Source organism: Brevibacillus ruminantium (assembly GCF_023746555.1).
Taxonomy (GTDB): domain Bacteria; phylum Bacillota; class Bacilli; order Brevibacillales; family Brevibacillaceae; genus Brevibacillus; species Brevibacillus ruminantium.
The window spans coordinates 5,083,941-5,105,695 of sequence record NZ_CP098755.1 but is presented as its reverse complement, the minus strand read 5'-3'; the positions used below and the strand labels follow the sequence as shown (position 1 = coordinate 5,105,695).

The window sequence follows — 21,755 nt, the reverse complement described above, 5'->3', positions numbered from 1 at the left end:
CATCAAGCCTTGGAGGTTCAGAAGGAACTGCTCGACCGCTTCTACAAGCCAGGAAACAAAGAGGTGTATGAGAAGCTGGGCGAGCTGTATCAAAAAACAGGCGAAAAAGGTCTGAAAACCTTTATAAATGGAAAAGAAATCGTCATGGACGTAGCACCGTTCCGCGACAAGGGACGAGCTTTGGTGCCCGTTCGTGCGATTAGTGCCTCTCTCCAGGCAGAAGTGAACTGGAGTGCAGAGACTCGCACTGTTGAGGTCGTACGCGGTGACAAAAAGATCGTGCTTTTCCTCGATTCGGGTGAAGCCGAAGTAAACGGTGAAAAAGTGAAGCTGGAAACCAAGCCTGTCGTTAAAAACGGCCGAGTCTTCCTGCCGCTCCGCTTTATTGGGGAGACGCTGAATGCCAAGATTAATTATCAGGAAAAAGGTGAAATTATCATCATTGAGGATGAACAGCCGGCTGATTCAGCTACAACAACCGCTGCCGGTGAATCCACGGTAACCAGCGAATCTACAGAAGATACCGCGACACCAGCTACTGGTGACAGTTCAACCACCGAAACAACCGCAACCGCTGCGGGTTCCCGGCAATAATACACAGCTAAAATCGGGCTTGTCGAAACGACGGGCCCTTTTTTCATGCAAAAATGAAAAAAATTTTCTCGTTTTGGATGACTTCTTTTCATGCGTTTTCTATAATGTGAGCAAATACCGAAAAAGGGAGTCTGCCCGAATGACGAAAGTAAGCACGAGCATGCCTCAAAGCGTTTCCGTTCGGATTCGCGCCATGTACCCGCAATTAAGCGCAAAGGAACAGCAGATTGCTGATTATATTCTCGACCATCCCACGGAAATCATTCACCTCTCCATCACGGCTCTGTCTGATCTGTGCGAATGTGCCGAAGCGACGATCTTTCGTCTTTGCCGGAGATTGAATTTTCAAGGCTACCAGGCCCTCAAAATAGCCCTCGCCAGTGAAGTGGTCCACCCCTTGCAAAACATCCATCAGGAAATATCGCCCACGGATGATGCCGCTTCGCTGGCTGACAAGGTCTTTCAGGCAGACATCGATACGATTAGCGATACGCTTCAACTGACCAAAGCCAATGCAGCCCAGCTCGAAAAAGTGATCGATACGCTGGTAAAAGCCCGGCGAATCGAGTTTTACGGAAACGGCGGCTCCGGGATCATCGCGCAGGATGGCTACCATAAATTCATGCGGACGGGAATCCCCTGCATGTACCACTCGGACTCGCATTATCAGGTGATGTCAGCGTCGCTTCTGCAAAAGGGAGATGTCGTCATCGCGATCTCCCACTCTGGTTCCAACAAAGATATTCTGGAAGCGCTGAAGGTAGCCAAGGATGCGGGGGCGACCATCGTGGCGATTACGGGCTATGGAAAATCTCCGCTGGTCAAACTGGCAGACTACAGCCTGTTTACCACCTCGCGCGAGACGGCTTTTCGGACGGAGGCCCTGTCTTCCCGGCTGGCCCAGCTTAGCTTGATCGATCTGCTTTATATCGCGGTGTCTTTCCGCAGACAGGATGAGACGGTAGACAACATCAGCAAAATTCGCCATTCGATTTCACTGAAACGGCTGTAAGCTCATCGCGCCTGTACAGATGGGCTGAAGCAAAAGGCTTAGGCAAACAGCTTTGAGTAAAAAATAAGCAATACCGTTTATCGCCAGACTATAGAATATACGCAAGGGAATGAGACATGACGTGAAGACAACCTGTGTAATCGGTCTTGATATCGGAACCACCAGCACCAAAGCGGTCGTCTACAGAGAGGACGGCCAGCTTCTGGGCTTGGGCAATGTGAACTACGATCTATCGACGCCTCGACCGGCCTGGGCAGAGCAGGACCCGGATGAGATTTTTGCAGCCGTACTCACGGCACTGCGTGAAGCCATCAGTCATGCAGGGGTGGAAGCGGGACAGATCGCAGCGATTGGATTTAGTACCGCGATGCATAGCCTGATCGCCGTAGACGAGTCCGGACGTCCGCTGACCAATCTCATCACCTGGGCGGACAATCGAAGTCTCGAACAGACAGAAAGACTCAAACGCGAGGGACTGGGAAAGGCCATTTACCAACATACCGGAACGCCGATCCACCCGATGTCGCCGCTGTCCAAACTGATCTGGATGAAAGAGGAGGACCCGGAGACATTTCAGCGGGCGGCCAAATTTATCTCGATCAAAGAATACGTGCTGTACAAGCTGTTTGGCGAATATGTCGTAGACTACTCGATCGCCTCGGCTACCGGACTGTTTGATATCCGTCGTCTGGATTGGTACGAGCCTGCTTTGGAGGCGGCTGGCATCACCCGTGATCGGCTCAGTCTGCCAGTACCTACCACGCATATTCTTCGTGGAATCCGTTCACCTTACTCTACTGACATAGGCATTTCTCCCGAGACACCGTTTGTCGTCGGGGCAAGCGACGGGGTATTGGCCAACCTCGGGGTAGGCGCGATTCGAAATGGTCAGTTGGCGGTCACCATTGGGACGAGCGGTGCTGTGCGCAGCGTGGTTGACAGGCCGCTTACAGATGAGCAGGGGCGGACGTTTTGCTATGTGCTGGCAGAGAATCGCTGGGTGATCGGCGGACCGACGAACAACGGCGGGATTGCTTTGCGCTGGTTCCGGGACCAGTTTGGAGAGAAAGAGGGACGCGAAGCAAAAGAGCGCGGGCTGGAAGCGTATGATCTGATGCTGGAAGCCGCTTCGCAGGTACCGGCAGGAGCCGAGGGCTTGCTGTTTTTGCCGTACCTGAGCGGGGAGCGGGCACCGCACTGGAATGCGGAGGCGCGCGGCAGCTTTTTTGGCATCGGGCTGCATCACAGACGGGAACATTTTATGCGTGCGGTCCTGGAGGGCATTCTTTTCAGTGTGTATCATGTCGAAACAGTTTTGCGCCAGCTGGCTGGCCGCTCCGAGGAGATTCTCGCTTCCGGCGGATTTGCCCGTTCGGCTGTGTGGCGGCAGATGATGAGCGATTTGTTCGGCTATGACCTGCTGGTGCCGCAGACGCATGAGAGCTCCAGCTTTGGAGCTGCAGTCCTGGCGATGCAGGCAGTAGGCATGATCGGGCAGCTGGAGGAAGTGGAGCGTTTGGTTTCTATCGTGGAAAGGCATCAGCCGAATGTAGCGAACACGGCCGTCTATCACCAGCTCTTTACCATGTACGAAAAGCTCTATGAAAAAAACATGGACCTGTTTTCGCAGCTTGCGTCCTTCCAGCGTCAGTAGATCAGAATCTCTTTTTGCTCTTAATTGAAAAAATTTTTCTTCAAATACAGTTGTTTTTGAAAAAAGTTTACAATACAATAAGAGATGTTAGCGCTATCATTTTGTAATCTTGTGATTATTTTTAAGGCCAAAGAAAAAAGGGGGAAGTTTCCATGAAAAAAACTTTCAAAGGCATGAAAGCAGCTTCGGGTCTGTTTGCCACCATCATGGGTCTTAGCGCTGTTTTGGCCGGATGCGGCGGGGGCGGCCAACAAGCTGCACCACAGCAGCCAGCAGGCGGAGAGCAAAACGCTGCTCCAGCACCAGCCAAAACGGAACAGACAATTCGCCTGGTAGCGGCCAACCATCCATGGACTGAGGGAATCAAGCCACTTTTGCCTGATTTTGAAAAAGAAACCGGTATCAAAGTAAAAGTGGACAGCTACTTCGAAGATCAATTGACACAAAAAACCTCCGTCGAGTTCGCGGCCAACTCCAAAAGCATTGACGTAGTCATGTTCCGTCCGCTGCAAGATGGAAAACAGTATGAGAAAAACGGATATTTCGCTTCCCTGAATGACTTTGTGTCCAAGGAACCTGCGATCACAGATGATATCATCCCTTCGTCTCTGGGGGCAGTAAAAGAGGGAGACAAGCTCTACGGATTCCCGCTCGTAACCGAGACCCAGGTGCTTTACTACCGCAAAGATCTTTTGGAAGCAGCAGGTCTGCAGCCGCCAAAAACACTGGATGAGCTGAAAGAGCAAGCGGCCAAGCTGACCGATCCGAACGCAGGCGTATATGGCTTCGTATCCCGCGGTAAGCGCTCTCCTTCTGTAACCCAGTTCTCCAGCTTCCTGTACAGCTTCGGCGGAGACTTCATGAAGGACGGCAAAGCAACGCTCGATACGCCGGAAGCATTGCAAGCGTTTGAATACTACGGCGGCTTGCTGAAGGATTACGGTCCTCCAGGCACACTGAACATGAGCTGGCCGGAAGCGTTTGGTGTCTTTACTCAAGGTAAAGCGGCATTCCTGACTGATGCTTCTTCCCTCTACACCAACGCAACCGATCCTTCCAAATCCAGTGTCGCTGACAAAGTGGGCTTCGCTCCGTTCCCGGCAGGTCCGGCAGGCTCCAAGCCGTATAACATCACGTCCTGGGCGATTGGTATCGGTGCCAACTCCGAGAAAAAGGATGCGGCATGGGAGTTCGTCAAATGGGCAACCAGCAAAGAAGTCGTGGGCAAGCTGCAAGCAACCGGCATCTCCGGTGCGCTGAAATCGGTGTGGGATTCGCCTGAAGGCACAGCTTCCTTCCCGAAAGACCTGACAGATGCGATCAAGGCAAACAGTGATTCCGCTGTTCCTTATGACCGTCCGCTGATCGTCAACGTTGGGAAAGCGCGCGATGCGATCGGTGATTCTGTCAACGCAGCGATTCAGGGCAAAGATGTGAAGGCTGCTCTGGCAAAATCGAATCAGGAATTCCAAGCTGTACTCGATACGGAATAAATAAAGAATAATGTCGTCAAGACGGCTTTCGGCCAAGCAATCTGGGGTGGATCTGGATCGCGAGTCAAAGCCGTCTTACGTTCTCCAAACGAAAAAACAGAAGGGAAAAAGGGGCCATATGACGCACTGGATCGAGAAGAATATTAAATGGATTTACACCATGCCAGCCGTGTTGTTTGTCGCCGTCATGATGGTGTTTCCGGTCGGCTATACGCTGTGGCTCAGCTTTCACGAGTGGGATATGTCCAACATTACCCCGCCGCTCTGGGTTGCGTTGGAAAACTACAAAGTGCTGTTTCAGGATGAACTGTTCCTGGATTCCATCTGGCTGACCTTTTACTTCACGGTTGCGGCTGTCTTTATTGAGACGGTTTTGGGTATCTTGCTCGCACTGATCATGAACCAGCATTTTATTGGAAAAGGGCTGGTCAAAACGCTGTTTCTGCTGCCGATGGTAGCGACGCCGGTCGCAGTCGGTCTGGTCTGGATTTTGATTTATGAACCCAATATCGGGATCGCCAATACGTTTTTGCAGGCTTTGGGCATTCCGCCGCAGGAGTGGCTGGCCTCCCCTGATCTGGTTATGCCTTCGCTGATCCTGATCGACGTGTGGGAGTGGACGCCGATGATCGCCCTGATCGTGCTGGCGGGGCTGGTCTCGCTGCCGAAGGACCCGTATGAAGCGGCGATCGTGGATGGAGCGAATAAATTTCAAACCTTCCGCCATATCACGCTGCCACTGTTGAAGCCGACAATCTATTCTGCCGTCCTGCTTCGCCTGATCGATGCGCTGAAAACCTTTGACATTATTTACGCAACGACCCAGGGAGGTCCCGGTACCTCTTCGCAGACGCTGAACATCTACGGCTATGTACTCGGCTTTCAATACTTCAAGATTGGGCAGGCTTCGGCGTTGCTGATGATTTTCTTCGCGATCGTGCTTGGACTTAGCGTTCTGTTTATTCTGTTGCGCAAAAAGGCAGGTGTCTCCATGTGATGGAAAAACGTACTCCGCTCAAATCCGCCCTGACGCATGTGGGCGTGTATCTGTCTTTGTTTCTCTTCATTTTGCCGTTTCTCTGGATGGTGCTGGCTTCGTTCAAGACGCAGCAGCAAATTCTCGACGCGGGCAATCTGCTCAGCTTTACCCCCAGCTTTGACAACTACCGGAACGTTTTTACCCAATACGCGTTCCTTGATTTTATCTGGAACAGCTTCCTGGTCGCCTTTTTCTCGACCATTCTGGGCTTGGTTCTGGGATTGCCGGCTGCCTATGCTATTGCCAAATACAAGCAGCAGGGGTTGGGCCTGTTGATTCTGGTGGCGCGGATTGTACCGGGGATTTCCTTTTTGATCCCGTGGTTTATCATTTTCTCTCGCCTTGACTTGATCGATACCTACACCTCGCTCATCCTCAGCCATATGCTGGTGACCATGCCCTTTATCATCTGGGTGATGATCCCGTTTTTCGAGGGCTTGCCACATGAGCTGGAAGAGTCGGCACGTGTAGACGGCTGCACGACGACCGGTGCTTTTATCCGGGTGCTGCTGCCGATCTCCTGGCCGGGGATTATCACATCGTCGATTCTGGCCTTCATTTTTTCCTGGAACAACTTCATGTTCTCGCTGATTTTGGCAGGTGAAAAAACGAAGACGCTGCCGATCGCCATCTTTAACTTCATGTCGTATTCCGAGATCAACTGGGGAGGTCTGATGGCGGCTTCTGTCATCATTACGCTGCCTGTTCTGCTGATTGCTTTGTTCGCCCAGCGCTATATCATCGCCGGATTGACAGGCGGAGCAGTCAAAGGATAACAGGGGAAAAGAGTGATGCTCTTCGTTACGGGGAAATGAATTTGTGAGAAGGAGAAAACGTTATGCATATCGGAGTAATTGGACTTGGCAAAATGGGAATGAACTTGGTGCTGAATATGAAGCGGCATCAGGCGGAGGTATCTGCCTTTGACATCAGCGCAGAACGTCTGGCTGAGGCAAAGGAGGCTGGCGTTCCTGTCTATGAGGATGTGGAGACACTGGTGCAGACACTTGCGACTCCGCGCGCATTTTGGATGATGATTCCGGCGGGCTCTGCGGTGGATGAAGTACTGGCGAAAATCAAACCGCATCTGCGCTCCGGCGATATTGTGATTGATGGTGGTAACTCGCATTTCAAGGATTCGGTTCGCAGACATGAGGAACTGGCCGCTTTGGGCGTCGATTTTCTCGATGTGGGCTCCAGCGGCGGCACCAGTGGCGCACTGAACGGGCTTTGTCTGATGATCGGCGGTCCCAAAAGCGCGTATGACAAGCTGGAAGGGCTGTTCATCAAGCTGGCTGTCCCCAACGGCTGCTTGTACACCGGTGAGGCGGGCAGCGGCCACTTTTTGAAAATGGTCCACAACGGGATCGAGTACGGCATGATGCAGGCGATCGCGGAAGGCTTTGAGGTATTGGAAAAAGGGCCGTACACCTATGATTATGAAGAGGTGGCGACGGTCTGGAACAACGGCTCGGTCATCCGCAGCTGGCTGATGGAGCTGATGCAAAACGCGTTTTCCAAAGACGAGCGCCTGGACAAGATTCGCGGTGTCATGCATTCCTCCGGTGAAGGCAAGTGGACGATTGAGACGGCCCTCGACTACCAGGTGGCGACCCCAGTCATTGCCCTGTCACTGTTGATGCGCTACCGCTCCCTGCAGGAAGACACCTTTGCGGGCAAGGTGGTTGCCGCTTTGCGCAATGAATTTGGCGGGCACGCCGTCGTCAGTGCAGACGAATCCTGATCAGGCTGATCACAGAAGGGAGAAGGGAAGATGAGCATTCTCCATGAATTGGTCAAACATATTCCGATTCCGCGCATGGTGCGGATTCAGCAGTCTTTTCCGGCCGACTGTCTGACGAATCTGGATGAGGCTTTGCAGACAGAGCTGGCCAAGGTAGAGAGCATGATTCAACCGGGGATGGAGATCGCGATTGCCGTGGGCAGCCGCGGTGTGGATCAGATTGTCACCCTGACCCGATTGACGGTGGAGATGATCAAGCGGCGTGGCGGCAAACCGTTTATCGTCCCCAGTATGGGCAGTCATGGCGGGGCAACAGCAGAGGGGCAGATTGCCGTCCTGCGTCATCTCGGGGTAACCGAAGAGAGCGTCGGCGCCGAAATCCGCTCTACGATGGAGGTGGACCAGATCGGTTCGCTGCCCAATGGCTTGCCTGTCTATATCGACAAGTATGCGGCCAAGGCAGACGGCATCGTCGTGATCAACCGGATCAAGCCGCACACGGCGTTTCGCGGTCCTGTCGAAAGCGGCTTGCTGAAGATGATCAGCATCGGCCTGGGCAAACAGAAGGGAGCGGAGGCTTGTCACCAGCTCGGCTTTGGCCATATGGCGGAAAATGTGCCGGCGATGGCCCGGATGATGATGGAAAAGCTGCCTATTCTGTTTGGCGTAGGCACGGTGGAAAATGCCTTTGACAAAGTTGCCAAGGTCGTGGCGGTTCCGGCAGCGGAGATGGAAGCCGTGGAGGTAGAGCTGCTGAAAGAAGCGAAAAATCTGCTGCCAAAGATCATGTTTGACCAGATCGATGTGCTGGTGATCGACGAGATCGGGAAAAACATCAGCGGCGACGGGATGGACCCCAATATTACCGGTCGTTATCCCACGCCGTTTGCACATGGCGGACCGCAGGTAAACAAGATGGTCGTGCTGGATCTGACCGAGGAGACGGAAGGAAACGCCAATGGGATCGGCACAGCTGACTTTACCACACAGCGGCTGGTCGACAAGATGGATTTGGAAAAAACCTATGCCAACGGACTGACCTCTACCGTCGTCGCTCCGACCAAGATTGCGACGACGCTGGCGGATGACCGGGATGCGATCCGGGCCGCGATTAAAACCTGTAACATTCTGGATTTCCATCAGGTCAAGCTGGTGCGCATCAAAAATACGTTGCAGCTCGGCGAGATCGAAATCTCCGAAGCGCTGCTGGAACAAGCAAAAGCGAATCCGGCAATCCGCGTCCTGAGCGAACCCTATGAATGGGAATTTGCCGAAACAGGAAAATTGCTATAGAAGGAAGGGACTCCCGTGAAAATTACCAAGCTTACTTTGTACAAAGTACAGCCTCGTTGGCTCTTTCTGAAAATCGACACGGATGCAGGAATCGAGGGCTGGGGCGAGCCAATCGTCGAAGGGCGCGCCAGCACCGTGGAAGCCTGTGTAAATGAACTGGCCGACTATTTAATCGGAAAGGATCCGCTGCGCATCGAGGATCATTTCCAGGTCCTGTATCGGGGTGGATTTTACCGCGGGGGCCCGATTTTGACGAGCGCGCTCTCCGGCATCGAACAGGCGCTGTGGGATATCAAAGGGAAGTTCTACAATATGCCTGTCTATGAAATGCTGGGAGGAGCAGCTCGCGACAAGGTTCGCATTTATTCCTGGATCGGCGGCGATCGGCCCAGCGATGTAGCCGAGGCGGCCTTGGAAAAGGTAAGAGCCGGCTTCACCGCTGTAAAAATGAATGCGACAGAAGAGCTGGATTATTTCGATACCCATTCAAAAGTGGAGGCCGCCGTCAACCGGATCGCGGCTGTGCGGGAAGCGGTTGGACCGGATGTCGGCATCGGCATTGATTTTCACGGGCGTGTGCACAAGACGATGGCCAAAATTCTCGCCAAGGAGCTGGAGCCGTACCGTCCGATGTTTATCGAGGAGCCGGTCCTTCCGGAGAACAACGAAGCGCTGCGGGAAATCGCGCGCCACACGACCACGCCAATCGCGACCGGCGAGCGCCAGTATACGCGCTGGGGCTTCAAGCAAATCCTGATGGACGGGTATGTGGATATCATCCAGCCTGATCTTTCGCATGCGGGCGGGATTCTTGAGGTGAAGAAGATCGCAGCGATGGCAGAGGCTTTTGACGTCTCGGTGGCTCCGCATTGTCCGCTGGGACCGATCGCGCTCGCATCCTGCCTGCAGCTTGATGCCTGCACGCCCAATGCAATCATTCAGGAGCAAAGCCTGGGGATTCATTACAACAAAGGAAGCGATTTGCTGGACTACTTGGCCGATCCGCAGGTGTTCCAGTACCGGGATGGCTATGTGGATATTCCGAAAGGTCCGGGGCTTGGGATCACGATCAACGAAGAAGTGGTTAAACGGGCAGCAGAAGAAGGACACAACTGGAAAAACCCGGTCTGGCGCCACCAGGATGGCTCTGTGGCCGAGTGGTAATCGTTGGTTTTTTTCGATGATGATAGAGAAAAGGTCAGCCTGATTTCTGCGGCTGACCTTTTCTCGCATATTTTCCGCGACTCTTTTGCTTCTGGTGCGTTAAATAATAGAGATGGAAAGATTTATGCCATCCGGTACCTGGATACCAAGTTTTCGATGTTGCAATGAAGTTTCACTATGCTATAGTGGAAAACGAACAGTATCTCTATATGTCTATATAGATGTAGAGACAAGTTGGGAGCGACGATATGTTATCCTTTTTAAAGAACTTTATGGGAAAAACGCCGACACCGGAAGAAATAAAGAAACAGTTGCGCGAGGAGTCCGTGTTGTCCGCAGAACAATCGGGGTTGGCCGATGAAAAACCAGCGAAAAAGCACGAGACTGGCGCAGGGGCTACCCCTCTTTCACTCCATGAGTCGTGGGAAAAGCAACTAAATGCTTCAGCCAAATATGCATTGTCCTTTACGGCACAGGAGCTGCCACCGATTCAGTCCGATAATATTTCGATTACAGGCCTGTCTCTGGTCCCTCATGAACAAGGGATTGAAGTAACGGCTTTTCTGCGCAATGGCACAGACAAACTTGTGCGTTTGCAAAAGATGACCCTTGTTGTCTTGTTTGACGAAGACGAACTGTTTGCGCGCCAGGAGTTTGATATGTCGGAGGTGGGCGAAATTCCGCCTCACTCGGCTCGCCCTTGGGCCTTTGTCTTCACCAGCGAAAACTTCCTCAAAAGAGACGTCCTGCTCAAGAACTGGAAGATTGCTTTTGAACTGGCACAGAAAAAGATGGTGCTGCCTCAGCAGCTGGAGCTGGAAGAATCCTGGATTCGCGCGTTGAATGACCAGCAGAAGCAATCGCTGATTGAGCTTGCCAAGCGTCTCCCGGCATTAAAAGAGGGAGAGGTAAATATCCAAAGCGTCCAGATTCGCCGTTCTGATGAAGGATCGCTGCACGCCATGCTGCTGATCCGCAACGGCTCGACTGAGTCTCTCACTCTTGACAAGCTTCCGCTCGCTCTGCATGATGCGGCAGGGCAGCAGGTTGCCGTCGGCCTTTTTGAACTGAACGGATTGACGGTTCGTGCAAACACCAGCAAACCATGGATGTTCATCTTTCCAAAAGAGAGCATACTGATAGAAGAGCCGGATCTGTCCAGATGGAAGGTAAGCTTTCCGCAGGGATCCTGATCCTTGCCGTTTCTGATTTGACCCAGATCGCCCAAAACCTTTATCATAGAAAAAAGTCATCGTTCGTTGCGCGGACAGGTGAGGAGGATGTACATGTTTTCTTTTTTTAAAAACCTGGTGAAACAAGACCAAAAAGTCTCTGAAGAAGAGCTGAAGAAGGAACTTCGGGAGGAATCCCTGGTTGATTTAAACGAGCTGGATGAGCTGGAAATCACGAAAGAGGAGCCAGTATCTCAGGAAGCGGCTCCAGAAGCGACTGAACCAGGCATCAAAGTAAACACCGAGCTGTCTTTGCACCCGGAATGGGAAGCCCAATTGGATAATGAAAAGAAGTACACGCTTCGTTTTCTGCAAGCGGAACTTCCGAAGATGACATTGGGGATGGTGGGTGTGACAGGCTTTAGCTTGATGCCACAGCCTCAAGGCGGTGTTACCGTGGCGATGTTTTTCCGCAACGGTTCGCCAACCCCGGTCAGCTTCCGCAAGATTCGCCTGACCGTTTATTTGGACGACACTCCATTTGCCCGCATGCGTTTGGATCTGAGTGATCTGGGGACGATTCCGCCATTCAGCAGCCGTCCTTGGGAAGTACACTTCCCGGCTGAGAGCTTTCTGCACGATAATTTTGATTTCCAAAATTGGAAAGTCATGTTGCACGGAGTAAAAAGCCCGTACGTATGGCCGAATGAACTGGAGTTGGATCCGGAGATGGAAGCGCGGATGACAGCGCGCCAGAAAGATCGCTTGGAGGCGATTGCCTACACATTGCCGCCGCTGAAAGCCGGATCCGTGGAAATTACCGGGTTTGATATCGGCAAAACCAAAGATGGCCGCCTGGTGATCGGGTTGTTGTTCCGCAATGGCCGCTTCTCGGATTTCAATCCGAAGGTATTGAAAATCGCCGTCTATGAAAAAGAAGGCGGGGATTTGGTGGCATCCGGTATGATTGACGCCAAGAAGATTCGGGTACGTTCCAAAACAAGCCGTCCCTGGATGGTTGTTTTCCCTGCAGAGATCATCAAAAAAAAGGATGCAAATCTGCGCGATTGGTACATGGAAATTACCACATAAGACGAGAGCAGGATGACGTATTGCTGTGGTATGAGGAGGATACTGCATGAGTTGGTTATTGGAGAATTGGTTTGGCTCCAAGGAAAGTCTGGAGCAAGTGCGCGAGGATATCCATGAAAACCTGCACACGGAGCTTTATCTTGGCGTGTCTGGGATTGAAGATCCGGAGCAATCAGCCAATCGGCTGCCGTCGAAGGAGCTGTTTGTAAGCTTGCATGGTCCATGGGATGCGCTCGAAGAACAGGAAGCAGAGCTGCTCCGTTATATTCATGATGAGCTGCCGCCTGTCGTCCGTGATGAAGTAGGGATTTTTCCTTTCTATACGCAGGTTACGCAGGATGGTTATCTCGTTTTAACTTATATCCGCAATGCAACGGAGAACAGCGTACTGCTTGATACACTGCCGCTGACCCTGATCACACCCGAAGGGGAAGTGGTAGCCAGCAAGAACTTCGAAATGATGACGTTTGGACCGATTGGTGATGAGTCCAGCCGTCCATGCGAGTTCTTATTCCGCTGGAACGAGTTCAGCAATCTGCCGGAGAAGGAGACCCCGCTTACCCTGGGCTACCGGAAACCGGAGAAAAAATCGGGTGAATCTTTATTTGCAGGAGGAGAAATTGAGATGGATGAAATCGAATACTACCGTCAACAATTAGCTGCTAATCCGGTGGAGGAAGGCAAAGTAGACCTGAAGGCACTGGGTCTGAAGGAAGCGGAAAATGGCAGTATTAAAGTAGTGGTACTGTTCCGTAACGGTCTGGACAAACGTCTGGAATTCACTGAAGTTCCGATCATCATCAATGACCAGAACGGCGACACGGTCGCACGCGTCAGCTATACGCTGGAAAATATGAAGGTGGATCCAAAAGATTATCGTATCATTGCTTTTCAAATTCCGGCGACCTCCATCCTCAAAGAGGGTGTGTCGATTGAGGATTGCACAGTCTTTATTCCGAAAGCAACTCAACAGAAAAAGGAACCTACTGTGTTTGATGCAACGAAGCCAAAAGGATTCCTGCAGTAAGGAGATTCCCCCTTTCGCACTGCGAGAGGGGGTTTTTCACTTCTTCTGTTTGATACTGATATTCCAGCAATTGGCTGGGACAGGGTTGCGTTTCTCTCTTTCGTTCCGCTATGCTAAATGAATAGAATAACTATATAAGAGGGAGCGGAGCTTCTTTGCTTGCAGAGGAGAGGCCTGACCTACATGCCTTTTTTCTTGTGAAGAGAAAGGGGTGGAAGGACTGTTTTTTATGAAAAGAATACTGACGACGTTTCTTGCCTTTGCAATGGCGATGTCCATCCTGTTTGCAGGAACACAAAGAGTAGAGGCAGCGGCGCTTACGAATGATCGTTACATAAACAACCAAACTCATTTGAAGCTGATCGGGGCAGATGCAGCCTGGAAGCTCGCGACGGGAAATCAATTGATCAAGATTGCTGTCCTGGATACGGGGGTGGACTACAATCACCCCGATCTGCAAGGGAACCTTTTACCGGGAGTCAATCTGGTGAATCCTTCCAAATCAGCACAGGACGACAGCCTGAACGGACATGGAACGGCTGTCACGGGAGTACTGGCAGCGCGGGGAAACAACGGGATCGGGGTTTCCGGAGTCTTGTGGAACGCAAGAATTTTACCGATAAAGGTATTAGATAAATACGGCGAGACAGACGTGGAGCTTTTGGCTAAAGGAATCCAAACGGCGATTGATCGCGGAGCGAAAATCATTCTGATGTCGGTGAGCAGCATGTCCTACTCCAAATCGCTGACGGCCGCCGTTCTGCGTGCCGAAGCAAGTGGAGTCCTGGTCGTTGCCGCCAGCGGCAATGAAGCCAACCGGGTGGCGTATCCGGCTGCTTATCCCACGGTGGTGGCAGTAGGGGCTGTCCGCGACAACCTTACTCCCTTGCATGACTCCAATACGGGTCCGGAGCTGAATCTCGTCGCTCCGGGGTTCAACATTTATACGACCAAGCCGAACGGAAAATACGGAACATTCAGCGGCACCTCTGCTGCCGCTCCCCAGGTGGCGGGGGCAGCCGCATTGCTGCTTGCACGATACCCCAATATGACGCCACTGGATATCAGGCAGATGCTGTATCAGACAGCCTTTGATTTGGGTGAACGGGGATGGGACCGTCAAACCGGCTATGGTATGGTGAACCTTGGTGATTTGCTAACGGAAAAACAATCGCTTGATTTTCATGAGCCAAACAACACGCGAAGTCAGGCCAAGGCATTTCCGATCGAATCACAGCTTCGTGCACAACTGTCTGAGCAAGACGTTGTCGATTGGTATTTCATGGACATACCCTATGACGGAAAGGTGACGTTTGTCACAACGGTTACGTCCCCTCTGCCCGCGCCTTTGGCGATCTCCTTTTTTTCCGAAAACCGCGATCCCTCTACGTATTACGTCGGGAACGGGGATACATTGACCGTACCGGCAAAAGCGGGAAGAATGTATATCAAAATGGAGCGAAGCGGCGGTGTCAATGCGTTTACCTATCTTATGACGAGCCGGTTTTTGATCAACCCGGACCGCTATGAACCGAATAATACCATCGATACCGCCAGGCCCCTTGTCGGGAACCAGATTTCGGTCATTGGCAATTTCCACGTAGAAGGAGACGAAGACTGGTTTTCTTACTATGTGCGTGAATACGGGCGGTTAAAGGTAACCGTCACAGCAGATACCAAGCGAATTGACTTGAACATGAAGATCGGGAAGGAAGGAGAGGGCTGGGAGGAGTATGATACAGGCGACCGGAATGACCCGACAGAACGTGCAGAGAAAGAAGTGTCGCCGGGAAAATACTACATTCGCCTTACAGAATATTGGAAAAATCAGGTAAATGGCGAATATAAACTCGACCTTAGCTTCACCCCGGTCGTGAAGGACACCAATGAGCCCAACGATACCTATCGACAGGCGTCTCCACTAGCTGGCGGTACGATGATGATTGGTACCCTGCCAACCCATGAAGATCAGGACTGGTTCTACTTTACAGTCGAGTCTGAATCCTATGTCAGCATCAAGGCGCCGATAATCCCGGTATCGAGTGGTGTGCGGCTAGAACTGTACGGAGCCGATACGCTGAACTACGCCCTGTATTCGACAAACGATGTCGCCCAGTTGTCCGATCAGGGAAAAGAAGTGCTCGGGATGAAACTCAAACCCGGAAAGTACTACATCAAGCTGAACAGCTTTGTTCCATTCAAATACGAGACATACCGGCTGACTGTGACGAAGCAGCCTCTCATCGAAGGTTATCGGGACATCAGCTCTCACTGGGCCAAGAGCGACATCGCCAGATTAAGCCGCAAGGGAGTGGTCAAAGGCTTTGACGACGCAACCTTCCAACCGGACAACCCGGTTACGCGCGGCCAGTTTGCGACGATGCTGATTCAGTCCATGAGGGCGAAAGGGATCAATATCGTCCCTTACACCGGGGCAAGTCCGTTTGGGGACCTCACCACCAAACACTGGGCCTACGGAAACCTGTTGACCGCCCACAAGCTTGGGATTATTCAGGGCTACCCCAACGGTACCATTTCGCCTGACCAGTCGATTACGCGGGCAGAAATGGCGCTGATGGTGGCTAGAGCCAATGATCTGTTGCTTTACAAACGCAGCACCTCATCTTTTGCCGATTTGCCGACCAGCCATTGGGCATCCCCGGCAGTCGAAGCGCTGGTAGCGAAAAAGTGGATCAGTGGATACGGACAAATATTTAAACCGCAGGGCAGAGCTACGCGGGCCGAGGTCGTCGTCCTGCTGGCCAAAGCCTATAACTTATAACCCGATGGAAAAGGAGAGGGCAGAAGATGAAAAAAACAACCAAGGGAATCCTTGCCGTAGCGATTATAGGAACAGCGGTCTTTGCCTCGCAAGCGATGGCAGACGGCGTCTCTGGTGTACCCGGTTCTGTCGATGATCCGGTCGTGACCAAAAGCTATGTAGACCAGCGTATTCAACAAGCGCTTGGCGGCGGTGGTGGAGGCGGGGCGAGTGTCTCCACCGGCTTGACCGTCGTCGAGCTGTATCCCGGTCAGACGCTGTATGGCTTTGAGGGGACTGAGTTTATCGTTCGTACGGGGAAAGTACAAGCAGTAGCCGGAGACAAAGGGGATGGCCTGACGGACATCACAGAAGGTGTCGATTTGAGCGGGGGAGCAAAAGTACAGACCAATCACCTGCTCCTGATAGCGCGCTCGGACAATCGCGGTTTGCGCTTGCAGGCCGGGTATGACGGGGTTTCGCACATTATGGTGCGCGGCAAATACGAATTGCGATAAGCCCTTATTGACACCAAGGGTAAAAACGATTATTCTATAAACCGTAATGGATACTCTTATCCAGAGCAGGCGGAGGGACTGGCCCTATGAAGCCCGGCAACCGACTCGAGCGGTGCTAACCAGCAGGACAGAAACCCTGTTCTGGCCGATAAGAGGGTAGGGAACGCAAACACCAAGCACCTTTTCCTCTCATACAGGAAAAGGTTTTTTTGCTTGTGCCTTCATAATAACCTGTTTCGGCACCCACACTATTTGTATGAGGTCAAAGGAGGTATACACATGGCTTTGCAAAAAGGTCGTCGTCTGTTCACTTCTGAATCCGTCACAGAAGGTCACCCGGATAAAATTTGTGACCAGATTTCTGATTCGATCTTGGACGCGATTCTGTCCAAGGATCCAAATGCGCGTGTCGCATGCGAAACTTCTGTAACGACTGGTCTGGTACTTGTGGCCGGTGAAATTACCACGAATACGTATGTGGACATTCAAAAGCTGGTGCGCGAGACGATTCGTGAAATTGGATATGACCGCGCGAAGTTTGGCTTTGACGCTGAGACTTGCGGTGTGTTGACTGCCATTGGAGAGCAATCGGCTGATATTGCCCTAGGGGTAGACCAAGCACTGGAAGCGCGTGAAGGCAAAATGACAGACGAACAAATTGAAGCAATTGGTGCCGGAGACCAGGGTCTGATGTTTGGATTTGCTTGCAACGAGACACCTGAACTGATGCCTTTGCCGATCAGCATGGCTCACCAGCTGGCTCGCCGTTTGACAGAAGTGCGTAAAAATGGCATGCTGAGCTATCTGCGCCCAGACGGAAAAACACAAGTGACGGTAGAATACGATGGGGACAAGCCTGTCCGCATTGATACGATTGTCATCTCGACCCAGCATGCGCCTGAAGTGACGCTGGAACAGATCAAAGCAGACCTGACCGAACATGTCATTAAGCCTGTTGTGCCAACGGAACTGCTGGATGCAGAAACCAAATACTTCATCAACCCGACCGGCCGTTTCGTAATCGGTGGTCCTCAGGGAGACGCCGGCTTGACTGGCCGTAAGATCATTGTCGATACCTATGGCGGTTATGCCCGTCACGGTGGCGGAGCATTTTCTGGCAAGGATCCGACCAAAGTGGACCGCTCTGGTGCTTACGCAGCTCGCTACGTTGCGAAAAATATCGTAGCTGCAGGCCTGGCCGACAAGTGTGAAGTGCAAGTGGCTTACGCGATTGGTGTAGCCCAGCCTGTATCGATCAGCGTGGATACGTTTGGTACTGGTACAGTTTCCGAAGAGCATTTGGTCACTTTGATCCGCAAACATTTTGATCTTCGTCCTGCAGGGATCATCAAGCAACTCGACCTGCGTCGTCCGATCTACAAGCAAACAGCGGCATACGGCCACTTCGGTCGTAATGACCTGAATGTTCCATGGGAGCGTACCGACAAGGCGGAAGCACTGAAGCAAGATGCTGCACTCCTTCAGTAAGGAACAAATGCGAGAGCCTAGTGATTGCTAGGCTCTTTTTTTACTTTCAGAAAGTTTAATTTCGCTAAAGCGATAGAGGGTGAAAGGTTAAGTGCAACGAAGACCACGCCAAAAAGCATGGCGTAGCCAAGTTTTCTAACCATGCTGTGGCAGATGGGCAGGACCAAAGGCTAGTGGGTGTACTGGAATTGAGTTCATAAAGGAATCTGTATACATACGTCGAAATTCCTATGTAGGCATGAAGGAGGGAGTTTTTGTGCCGAAGAGATGGCCCTTCTTTTTGGTGTTTTTTATGACTTTAGGGCTGGTTGTGGCGAGTGGACTGCTCGGAAAAACCACTTTTTTAAAAGAGAATGCGTCAAAAATGCAACCTTTCCCCCAGGTTACTACGTCTATAAGCACAAGTGAGGAGCAGACAGCTTCACGACAGACCGTGAACGATCAGAAAGAAGCTGCTCCCTCGACAGTTTGGTATCGAAATCGGGTAGTTGTTTTGACGTACCATCATGTGACTGACGATTCTGACCAGCGCTATGTCATTGGTACGAAACAGTTTGAAAAACATATGCAGTTTTTATATGAAAACAACCTGCATCCGATTTCTCTGGCTGAATTTGTGCGATTTGTAGAAACGGGGTTGCTGCCCACGGAAAATGCAGTACTAATCACATTTGACGATGGGTATGAAAGCTATTACACGCATGCTTTTCCCGTTCTGACTCGATACGGCTTCCCGTCCGTCAACTTTGCCATTCTTGGGCGGCTAAAGGACACCGAAGAGCGGAAGCGGGAAAAAATGACGACACCGCTGACTCGTCCGCAAGTCAAAGAGATGCTGCGAACGGGATTGGTGGATATCGGTTCCCATACGTACAGTCTGCATGATGAGAAAGCAAAAAACGAATGGGGCGATCTTGGACCGGAGACAGCCCCTGTGTATCTGCAGGATATGAATCGGCTCGAGGAAGAGCAGGAGTACCGAACGCGCTTGTATATTGATTTTACAATGTCGCGTGTCGGACTGAGCGAGCTGATCGGCAAACAGGTGGAAGCGATATCCTTGCCGTTTGGATACAGCAATAGCATCGTTCTGGATACGGCCAAACAGGCGGGCTACCGCTTTGTTTTCAATTCCAATCCGGGAGTTGTGGCTCCAGATGTGAATCCGCTTTCGATCCCGCGAAACGACGTGGGACTCAGAGAAATCGACGCAGGGAGACTTCAGGAATTGTTCCAAAAGGTCAAAAATGCGGTTGAAGGAGAACAATGATGAATCAGCAGGCGATCAGTATTACCATGTTGGATGGTGTGATTAATCGCACAATCGAGACGGTGGAGACGAGTAAATCGCAAATATTTCAGATCGCCGAGAATGCTAGGCAAGAGGGAAATTCTCTTAAATTTGATTTGCATGAATTGCGTCAGGAGATCGCCAAGGTCATCAGCAAGGTTGACGAGCTTGAGCTGTCCTACCGCAAAGCCAGGGCACGTCTGGTTTTGGTCAGTCGGAACTTCAACACCTACACGGAGGAAGATATCCGCATCGCCTACGAGGAGGCCAATCGCATCCAGGTGGATCTGTCCATATACCGGGAGCGGGAGGATAATCTGAAAAAACGGCGCAACGATCTGGAGCGGCAGCTGCGCACATTGGAAGAGACCATTGAGCGCGCAGAAAAGCTGGTTACCCAGATGGGAGTCGTCCTCGGATATCTGACTGGTGACTTGAGCAAGGTAGGGGCTGTATTGGAAGAAGCCAAGCAGCATCAGATGATGGGATTAAAAATCATCCAGGCTCAGGAAGAGGAGAGAAAGCGGGTAGCGCGGGAAATCCATGACGGCCCCGCCCAATCGATGGCAAACGTCGTCCTCCGATCTGAGATCGTCGACAAAATGCTGAAAAACGATCGCATTCTGGAAGCGCAAATGGAGCTGCACGAACTGAAAGACATGGTTCGCCTCAGCCTTGCGGATGTCCGACGCATTATTTTTGATCTAAGGCCAATGGCGCTTGATGATCTCGGGCTGGTTCCGACTCTTCAGAAGTACATCCAGACTTATGAGGAGCGGACAAAAGTTTCGGTTGATCTGGTCGTCTTTGGAGTAGAGCAACCACTCCAAAGCTCTGTGAAAGCTGCTCTCTTTCGTCTGGTACAGGAATGCTTAAACAATGTGGAAAAGCACGCTGGTGCCGGCAGTGTTCAGGTAAAATTGGAGTTTCTGGAAGAAATGTTGCGCCTGGTTGTCAAGGACGACGGCGTCGGCTTTGACAAGGCGTCACAAATAGCCAAGGGAAGCTCGTTCGGCTTGTTGGGGATGAAAGAACGCTCGCAACTGCTGGAAGGGACTATGGAACTGCAATCTTCCCCTGGAGAGGGAACGAAAGTGATGTTTCAAATACCAGTTAAATTCTAATGCACAGAGTGTACAGGGAGGATGACATATGGACAAGGTACAACAACAAGAAATTCGCATCGTGATTGTAGATGATCATCAGCTGTTCCGTGAGGGTGTCAAGCGTATTCTGGAAATGGAAAAGGATTTTCAGGTCGTGGGAGAGGGAGCCGATGGAGATGAAGCATTCCGTCTGGCCGAGGATCATAAGCCCGATGTCGTCCTTATGGATATCAACATGCCAAATGTCAGCGGTGTTTCCGCAGCCGAGCAAGTGATTTCGGTCAGCCCGGGCACTCGTGTTATCATGCTGTCGATCCACGATGACGAAGGCTATGTGTACCGTACGCTGCGTTCCGGCGCTTCCGGCTATCTGTTGAAGGAAATGGGGACCAATGATCTCGTGGAAGCCGTTCGCGTAGTAGCTGCGGGAGGTGCGTACATACATCCCAAAGTGACGGGCAAACTGATTGATGAATTCCGCCGTCTCAGTGAACAGGAAGGTTCGGGAGACCGGAGCGGCGCTTTGGCTGATGCAGAACCGATTGATCCCAAAGTGATCGAATCTCTCACCCGCAGAGAGCGCGAGGTTCTTCAGTTGATGGCAGAAGGGAAGAGCAACCGGGCCATCGGAGAATTCCTGTTCATCAGTGAAAAGACCGTGAAGAACCACGTCAGCAGCATTTTGCAAAAACTGAGTGTGCAGGATCGCACGCAAGCTGTCGTGAACTCGATTAAAAACGGCTGGGTAAAGCTGTAACCCTCACCCTGTCCAAGCCATCTCGCATACCTTGATCGTAAGAGGAGGTATGACCGTGATGGAAGAGTTGGTGATCTGGTTACTGGCGGCATATGGGGGCTCCTCTTTACTGGTGGGATTGATTGACTGCTGGATGCGGCGGATGAAGCACACCGTCCCCCCGACGTATGAACATTATCGGTTGTTGTTGTTCAACTCGGGGGATGTAGTCGAACAAGTAGTCAGGAAACTGCAATTCCGCTCCTATGTAAGAGGTGTCCCTATTCGCATTTCGTATCAAGATGATGGATCAGTGGACGATACCCTCCGGATCATGACAGTACTAGAGCGGACCGAATACCCGTGCCGAGAGGAGCCTGAAAGTACCTTCAAGGGAGTTTCTGTCATGACCATAGACCTTCGCCGGAGCGGCGAGGAGAAGCGCGCACAGTAGCGCGCTTTTTTGCGTTTTTAAAGGGAAAAAAGCTCAGCCCTCATTGTTCTAGATCGCTTGAGCTCGCTCATTCGGGATTGCTTGCTCAAGGCGCTTGCTCCGAAAAATATTTGCGCG

19 protein-coding genes and 1 riboswitch are annotated in these 21,755 nt (G+C 51.7%); all 19 genes read left to right on the top strand.

The annotated features are described in order from the left end of the window. The first annotated feature begins 9 nt into the window (after positions 1-9). Positions 10-594 (top strand): copper amine oxidase N-terminal domain-containing protein, encoded by a 585-nt coding sequence (locus NDK47_RS25140; RefSeq protein ID WP_251872446.1) that lies wholly within the window; start codon positions 10-12, stop codon positions 592-594. Positions 595-733: 139 nt separating this feature from the next. After that, positions 734-1,606 (top strand): MurR/RpiR family transcriptional regulator, encoded by an 873-nt coding sequence (locus NDK47_RS25135; protein WP_407653352.1) that lies wholly within the window; start codon positions 734-736, stop codon positions 1,604-1,606. A gap of 109 nt (positions 1,607-1,715) precedes the next feature. Beyond that, the gene (locus tag NDK47_RS25130) at positions 1,716-3,260 is read left to right on the top strand and encodes a gluconokinase (protein WP_251872445.1); all 1,545 of its coding nucleotides are present in this window, start codon (positions 1,716-1,718) and stop codon (positions 3,258-3,260) included. A 152-nt stretch (positions 3,261-3,412) separates the two neighbouring features. Continuing rightward, entirely contained in the window at positions 3,413-4,753 is a 1,341-nt protein-coding gene (locus tag NDK47_RS25125; RefSeq protein WP_251872444.1) for an ABC transporter substrate-binding protein, read from the top strand. A 118-nt stretch (positions 4,754-4,871) separates the two neighbouring features. Beyond that, positions 4,872-5,750 (top strand): carbohydrate ABC transporter permease, encoded by an 879-nt coding sequence (locus NDK47_RS25120; RefSeq protein WP_251872443.1) that lies wholly within the window; start codon positions 4,872-4,874, stop codon positions 5,748-5,750. After that, positions 5,750-6,568, top strand: a complete 819-nt coding sequence (locus tag NDK47_RS25115; protein WP_251872442.1) for a carbohydrate ABC transporter permease — start codon at positions 5,750-5,752, stop codon at positions 6,566-6,568. The genes NDK47_RS25120 and NDK47_RS25115 overlap by 1 nt, the downstream gene beginning before the upstream one ends. 62 nt (positions 6,569-6,630) lie before the next feature. Then, positions 6,631-7,536 (top strand): phosphogluconate dehydrogenase (NAD(+)-dependent, decarboxylating), encoded by a 906-nt coding sequence (gene gnd / locus NDK47_RS25110; RefSeq protein ID WP_251872441.1) that lies wholly within the window; start codon positions 6,631-6,633, stop codon positions 7,534-7,536. A 30-nt stretch (positions 7,537-7,566) separates the two neighbouring features. Beyond that, the gene (locus NDK47_RS25105) at positions 7,567-8,829 is read left to right on the top strand and encodes a nickel pincer cofactor-dependent isomerase, group 22 (protein ID WP_251872440.1); all 1,263 of its coding nucleotides are present in this window, start codon (positions 7,567-7,569) and stop codon (positions 8,827-8,829) included. A gap of 15 nt (positions 8,830-8,844) precedes the next feature. Beyond that, positions 8,845-9,993 carry a galactonate dehydratase gene (dgoD, locus tag NDK47_RS25100; protein ID WP_251872439.1) on the top strand — a complete coding sequence of 383 codons (1,149 nt, stop codon included), beginning with the start codon at positions 8,845-8,847 and terminating at the stop codon, positions 9,991-9,993. 248 nt (positions 9,994-10,241) lie between these two features. After that, positions 10,242-11,186, top strand: coding sequence for an accessory Sec system S-layer assembly protein (locus NDK47_RS25095; RefSeq protein WP_251872438.1), 945 nt, complete (start codon positions 10,242-10,244; stop codon positions 11,184-11,186). A 93-nt stretch (positions 11,187-11,279) separates the two neighbouring features. Continuing rightward, a complete protein-coding gene (locus NDK47_RS25090) occupies positions 11,280-12,257 on the top strand; it encodes an SLAP domain-containing protein (RefSeq protein WP_251872437.1) in 978 nt (325 codons plus the stop codon). A 46-nt stretch (positions 12,258-12,303) separates the two neighbouring features. Then, positions 12,304-13,284, top strand: coding sequence for an SLAP domain-containing protein (locus NDK47_RS25085; protein WP_251872436.1), 981 nt, complete (start codon positions 12,304-12,306; stop codon positions 13,282-13,284). Positions 13,285-13,513: 229 nt separating this feature from the next. Next, entirely contained in the window at positions 13,514-16,066 is a 2,553-nt protein-coding gene (locus NDK47_RS25080) for a S8 family peptidase (protein ID WP_251872435.1), read from the top strand. Between the two features lie 26 nt (positions 16,067-16,092). Continuing rightward, positions 16,093-16,563 (top strand): hypothetical protein, encoded by a 471-nt coding sequence (locus NDK47_RS25075; RefSeq protein WP_251872434.1) that lies wholly within the window; start codon positions 16,093-16,095, stop codon positions 16,561-16,563. Between the two features lie 53 nt (positions 16,564-16,616). Beyond that, a riboswitch (SAM riboswitch) is annotated at positions 16,617-16,718 on the top strand. Between the two features lie 124 nt (positions 16,719-16,842). Continuing rightward, positions 16,843-18,051 (top strand): methionine adenosyltransferase, encoded by a 1,209-nt coding sequence (metK, locus tag NDK47_RS25070; RefSeq protein WP_251872433.1) that lies wholly within the window; start codon positions 16,843-16,845, stop codon positions 18,049-18,051. A 256-nt stretch (positions 18,052-18,307) separates the two neighbouring features. Continuing rightward, on the top strand, positions 18,308-19,321 hold the full coding sequence (locus NDK47_RS25065) for a polysaccharide deacetylase family protein (RefSeq protein WP_251872432.1): 1,014 nt from the start codon (positions 18,308-18,310) through the stop codon (positions 19,319-19,321). Further along, positions 19,321-20,466: a sensor histidine kinase gene (locus NDK47_RS25060; RefSeq protein WP_251872431.1), complete on the top strand. Its 1,146-nt coding sequence runs from the start codon at positions 19,321-19,323 to the stop codon at positions 20,464-20,466. The genes NDK47_RS25065 and NDK47_RS25060 overlap by 1 nt, the downstream gene beginning before the upstream one ends. A gap of 28 nt (positions 20,467-20,494) precedes the next feature. Continuing rightward, positions 20,495-21,205 carry a response regulator gene (locus tag NDK47_RS25055; RefSeq protein ID WP_251872430.1) on the top strand — a complete coding sequence of 237 codons (711 nt, stop codon included), beginning with the start codon at positions 20,495-20,497 and terminating at the stop codon, positions 21,203-21,205. Between the two features lie 58 nt (positions 21,206-21,263). Continuing rightward, positions 21,264-21,638 carry a glycosyltransferase family 2 protein gene (locus NDK47_RS25050; protein WP_407653466.1) on the top strand — a complete coding sequence of 125 codons (375 nt, stop codon included), beginning with the start codon at positions 21,264-21,266 and terminating at the stop codon, positions 21,636-21,638. Positions 21,639-21,755 lie beyond the last annotated feature (117 nt).

Coding starts and splice junctions, on each gene's coding strand:
- NDK47_RS25135 (WP_407653352.1), top strand. CDS start 734: ATGACGAAAGTAAGCACGAGCATGCCTCAAAGCGTTTCCGTTCGGATT.
- NDK47_RS25130 (WP_251872445.1), top strand. CDS start 1,716: ATGAGACATGACGTGAAGACAACCTGTGTAATCGGTCTTGATATCGGA.
- NDK47_RS25125 (WP_251872444.1), top strand. CDS start 3,413: ATGAAAAAAACTTTCAAAGGCATGAAAGCAGCTTCGGGTCTGTTTGCC.
- NDK47_RS25120 (WP_251872443.1), top strand. CDS start 4,872: ATGACGCACTGGATCGAGAAGAATATTAAATGGATTTACACCATGCCA.
- NDK47_RS25115 (WP_251872442.1), top strand. CDS start 5,750: ATGGAAAAACGTACTCCGCTCAAATCCGCCCTGACGCATGTGGGCGTG.
- gnd (WP_251872441.1), top strand. CDS start 6,631: ATGCATATCGGAGTAATTGGACTTGGCAAAATGGGAATGAACTTGGTG.
- NDK47_RS25105 (WP_251872440.1), top strand. CDS start 7,567: ATGAGCATTCTCCATGAATTGGTCAAACATATTCCGATTCCGCGCATG.
- NDK47_RS25095 (WP_251872438.1), top strand. CDS start 10,242: ATGTTATCCTTTTTAAAGAACTTTATGGGAAAAACGCCGACACCGGAA.
- NDK47_RS25090 (WP_251872437.1), top strand. CDS start 11,280: ATGTTTTCTTTTTTTAAAAACCTGGTGAAACAAGACCAAAAAGTCTCT.
- NDK47_RS25085 (WP_251872436.1), top strand. CDS start 12,304: ATGAGTTGGTTATTGGAGAATTGGTTTGGCTCCAAGGAAAGTCTGGAG.
- NDK47_RS25080 (WP_251872435.1), top strand. CDS start 13,514: ATGAAAAGAATACTGACGACGTTTCTTGCCTTTGCAATGGCGATGTCC.
- NDK47_RS25075 (WP_251872434.1), top strand. CDS start 16,093: ATGAAAAAAACAACCAAGGGAATCCTTGCCGTAGCGATTATAGGAACA.
- metK (WP_251872433.1), top strand. CDS start 16,843: ATGGCTTTGCAAAAAGGTCGTCGTCTGTTCACTTCTGAATCCGTCACA.
- NDK47_RS25060 (WP_251872431.1), top strand. CDS start 19,321: ATGAATCAGCAGGCGATCAGTATTACCATGTTGGATGGTGTGATTAAT.
- NDK47_RS25055 (WP_251872430.1), top strand. CDS start 20,495: ATGGACAAGGTACAACAACAAGAAATTCGCATCGTGATTGTAGATGAT.
- NDK47_RS25050 (WP_407653466.1), top strand. CDS start 21,264: ATGGAAGAGTTGGTGATCTGGTTACTGGCGGCATATGGGGGCTCCTCT.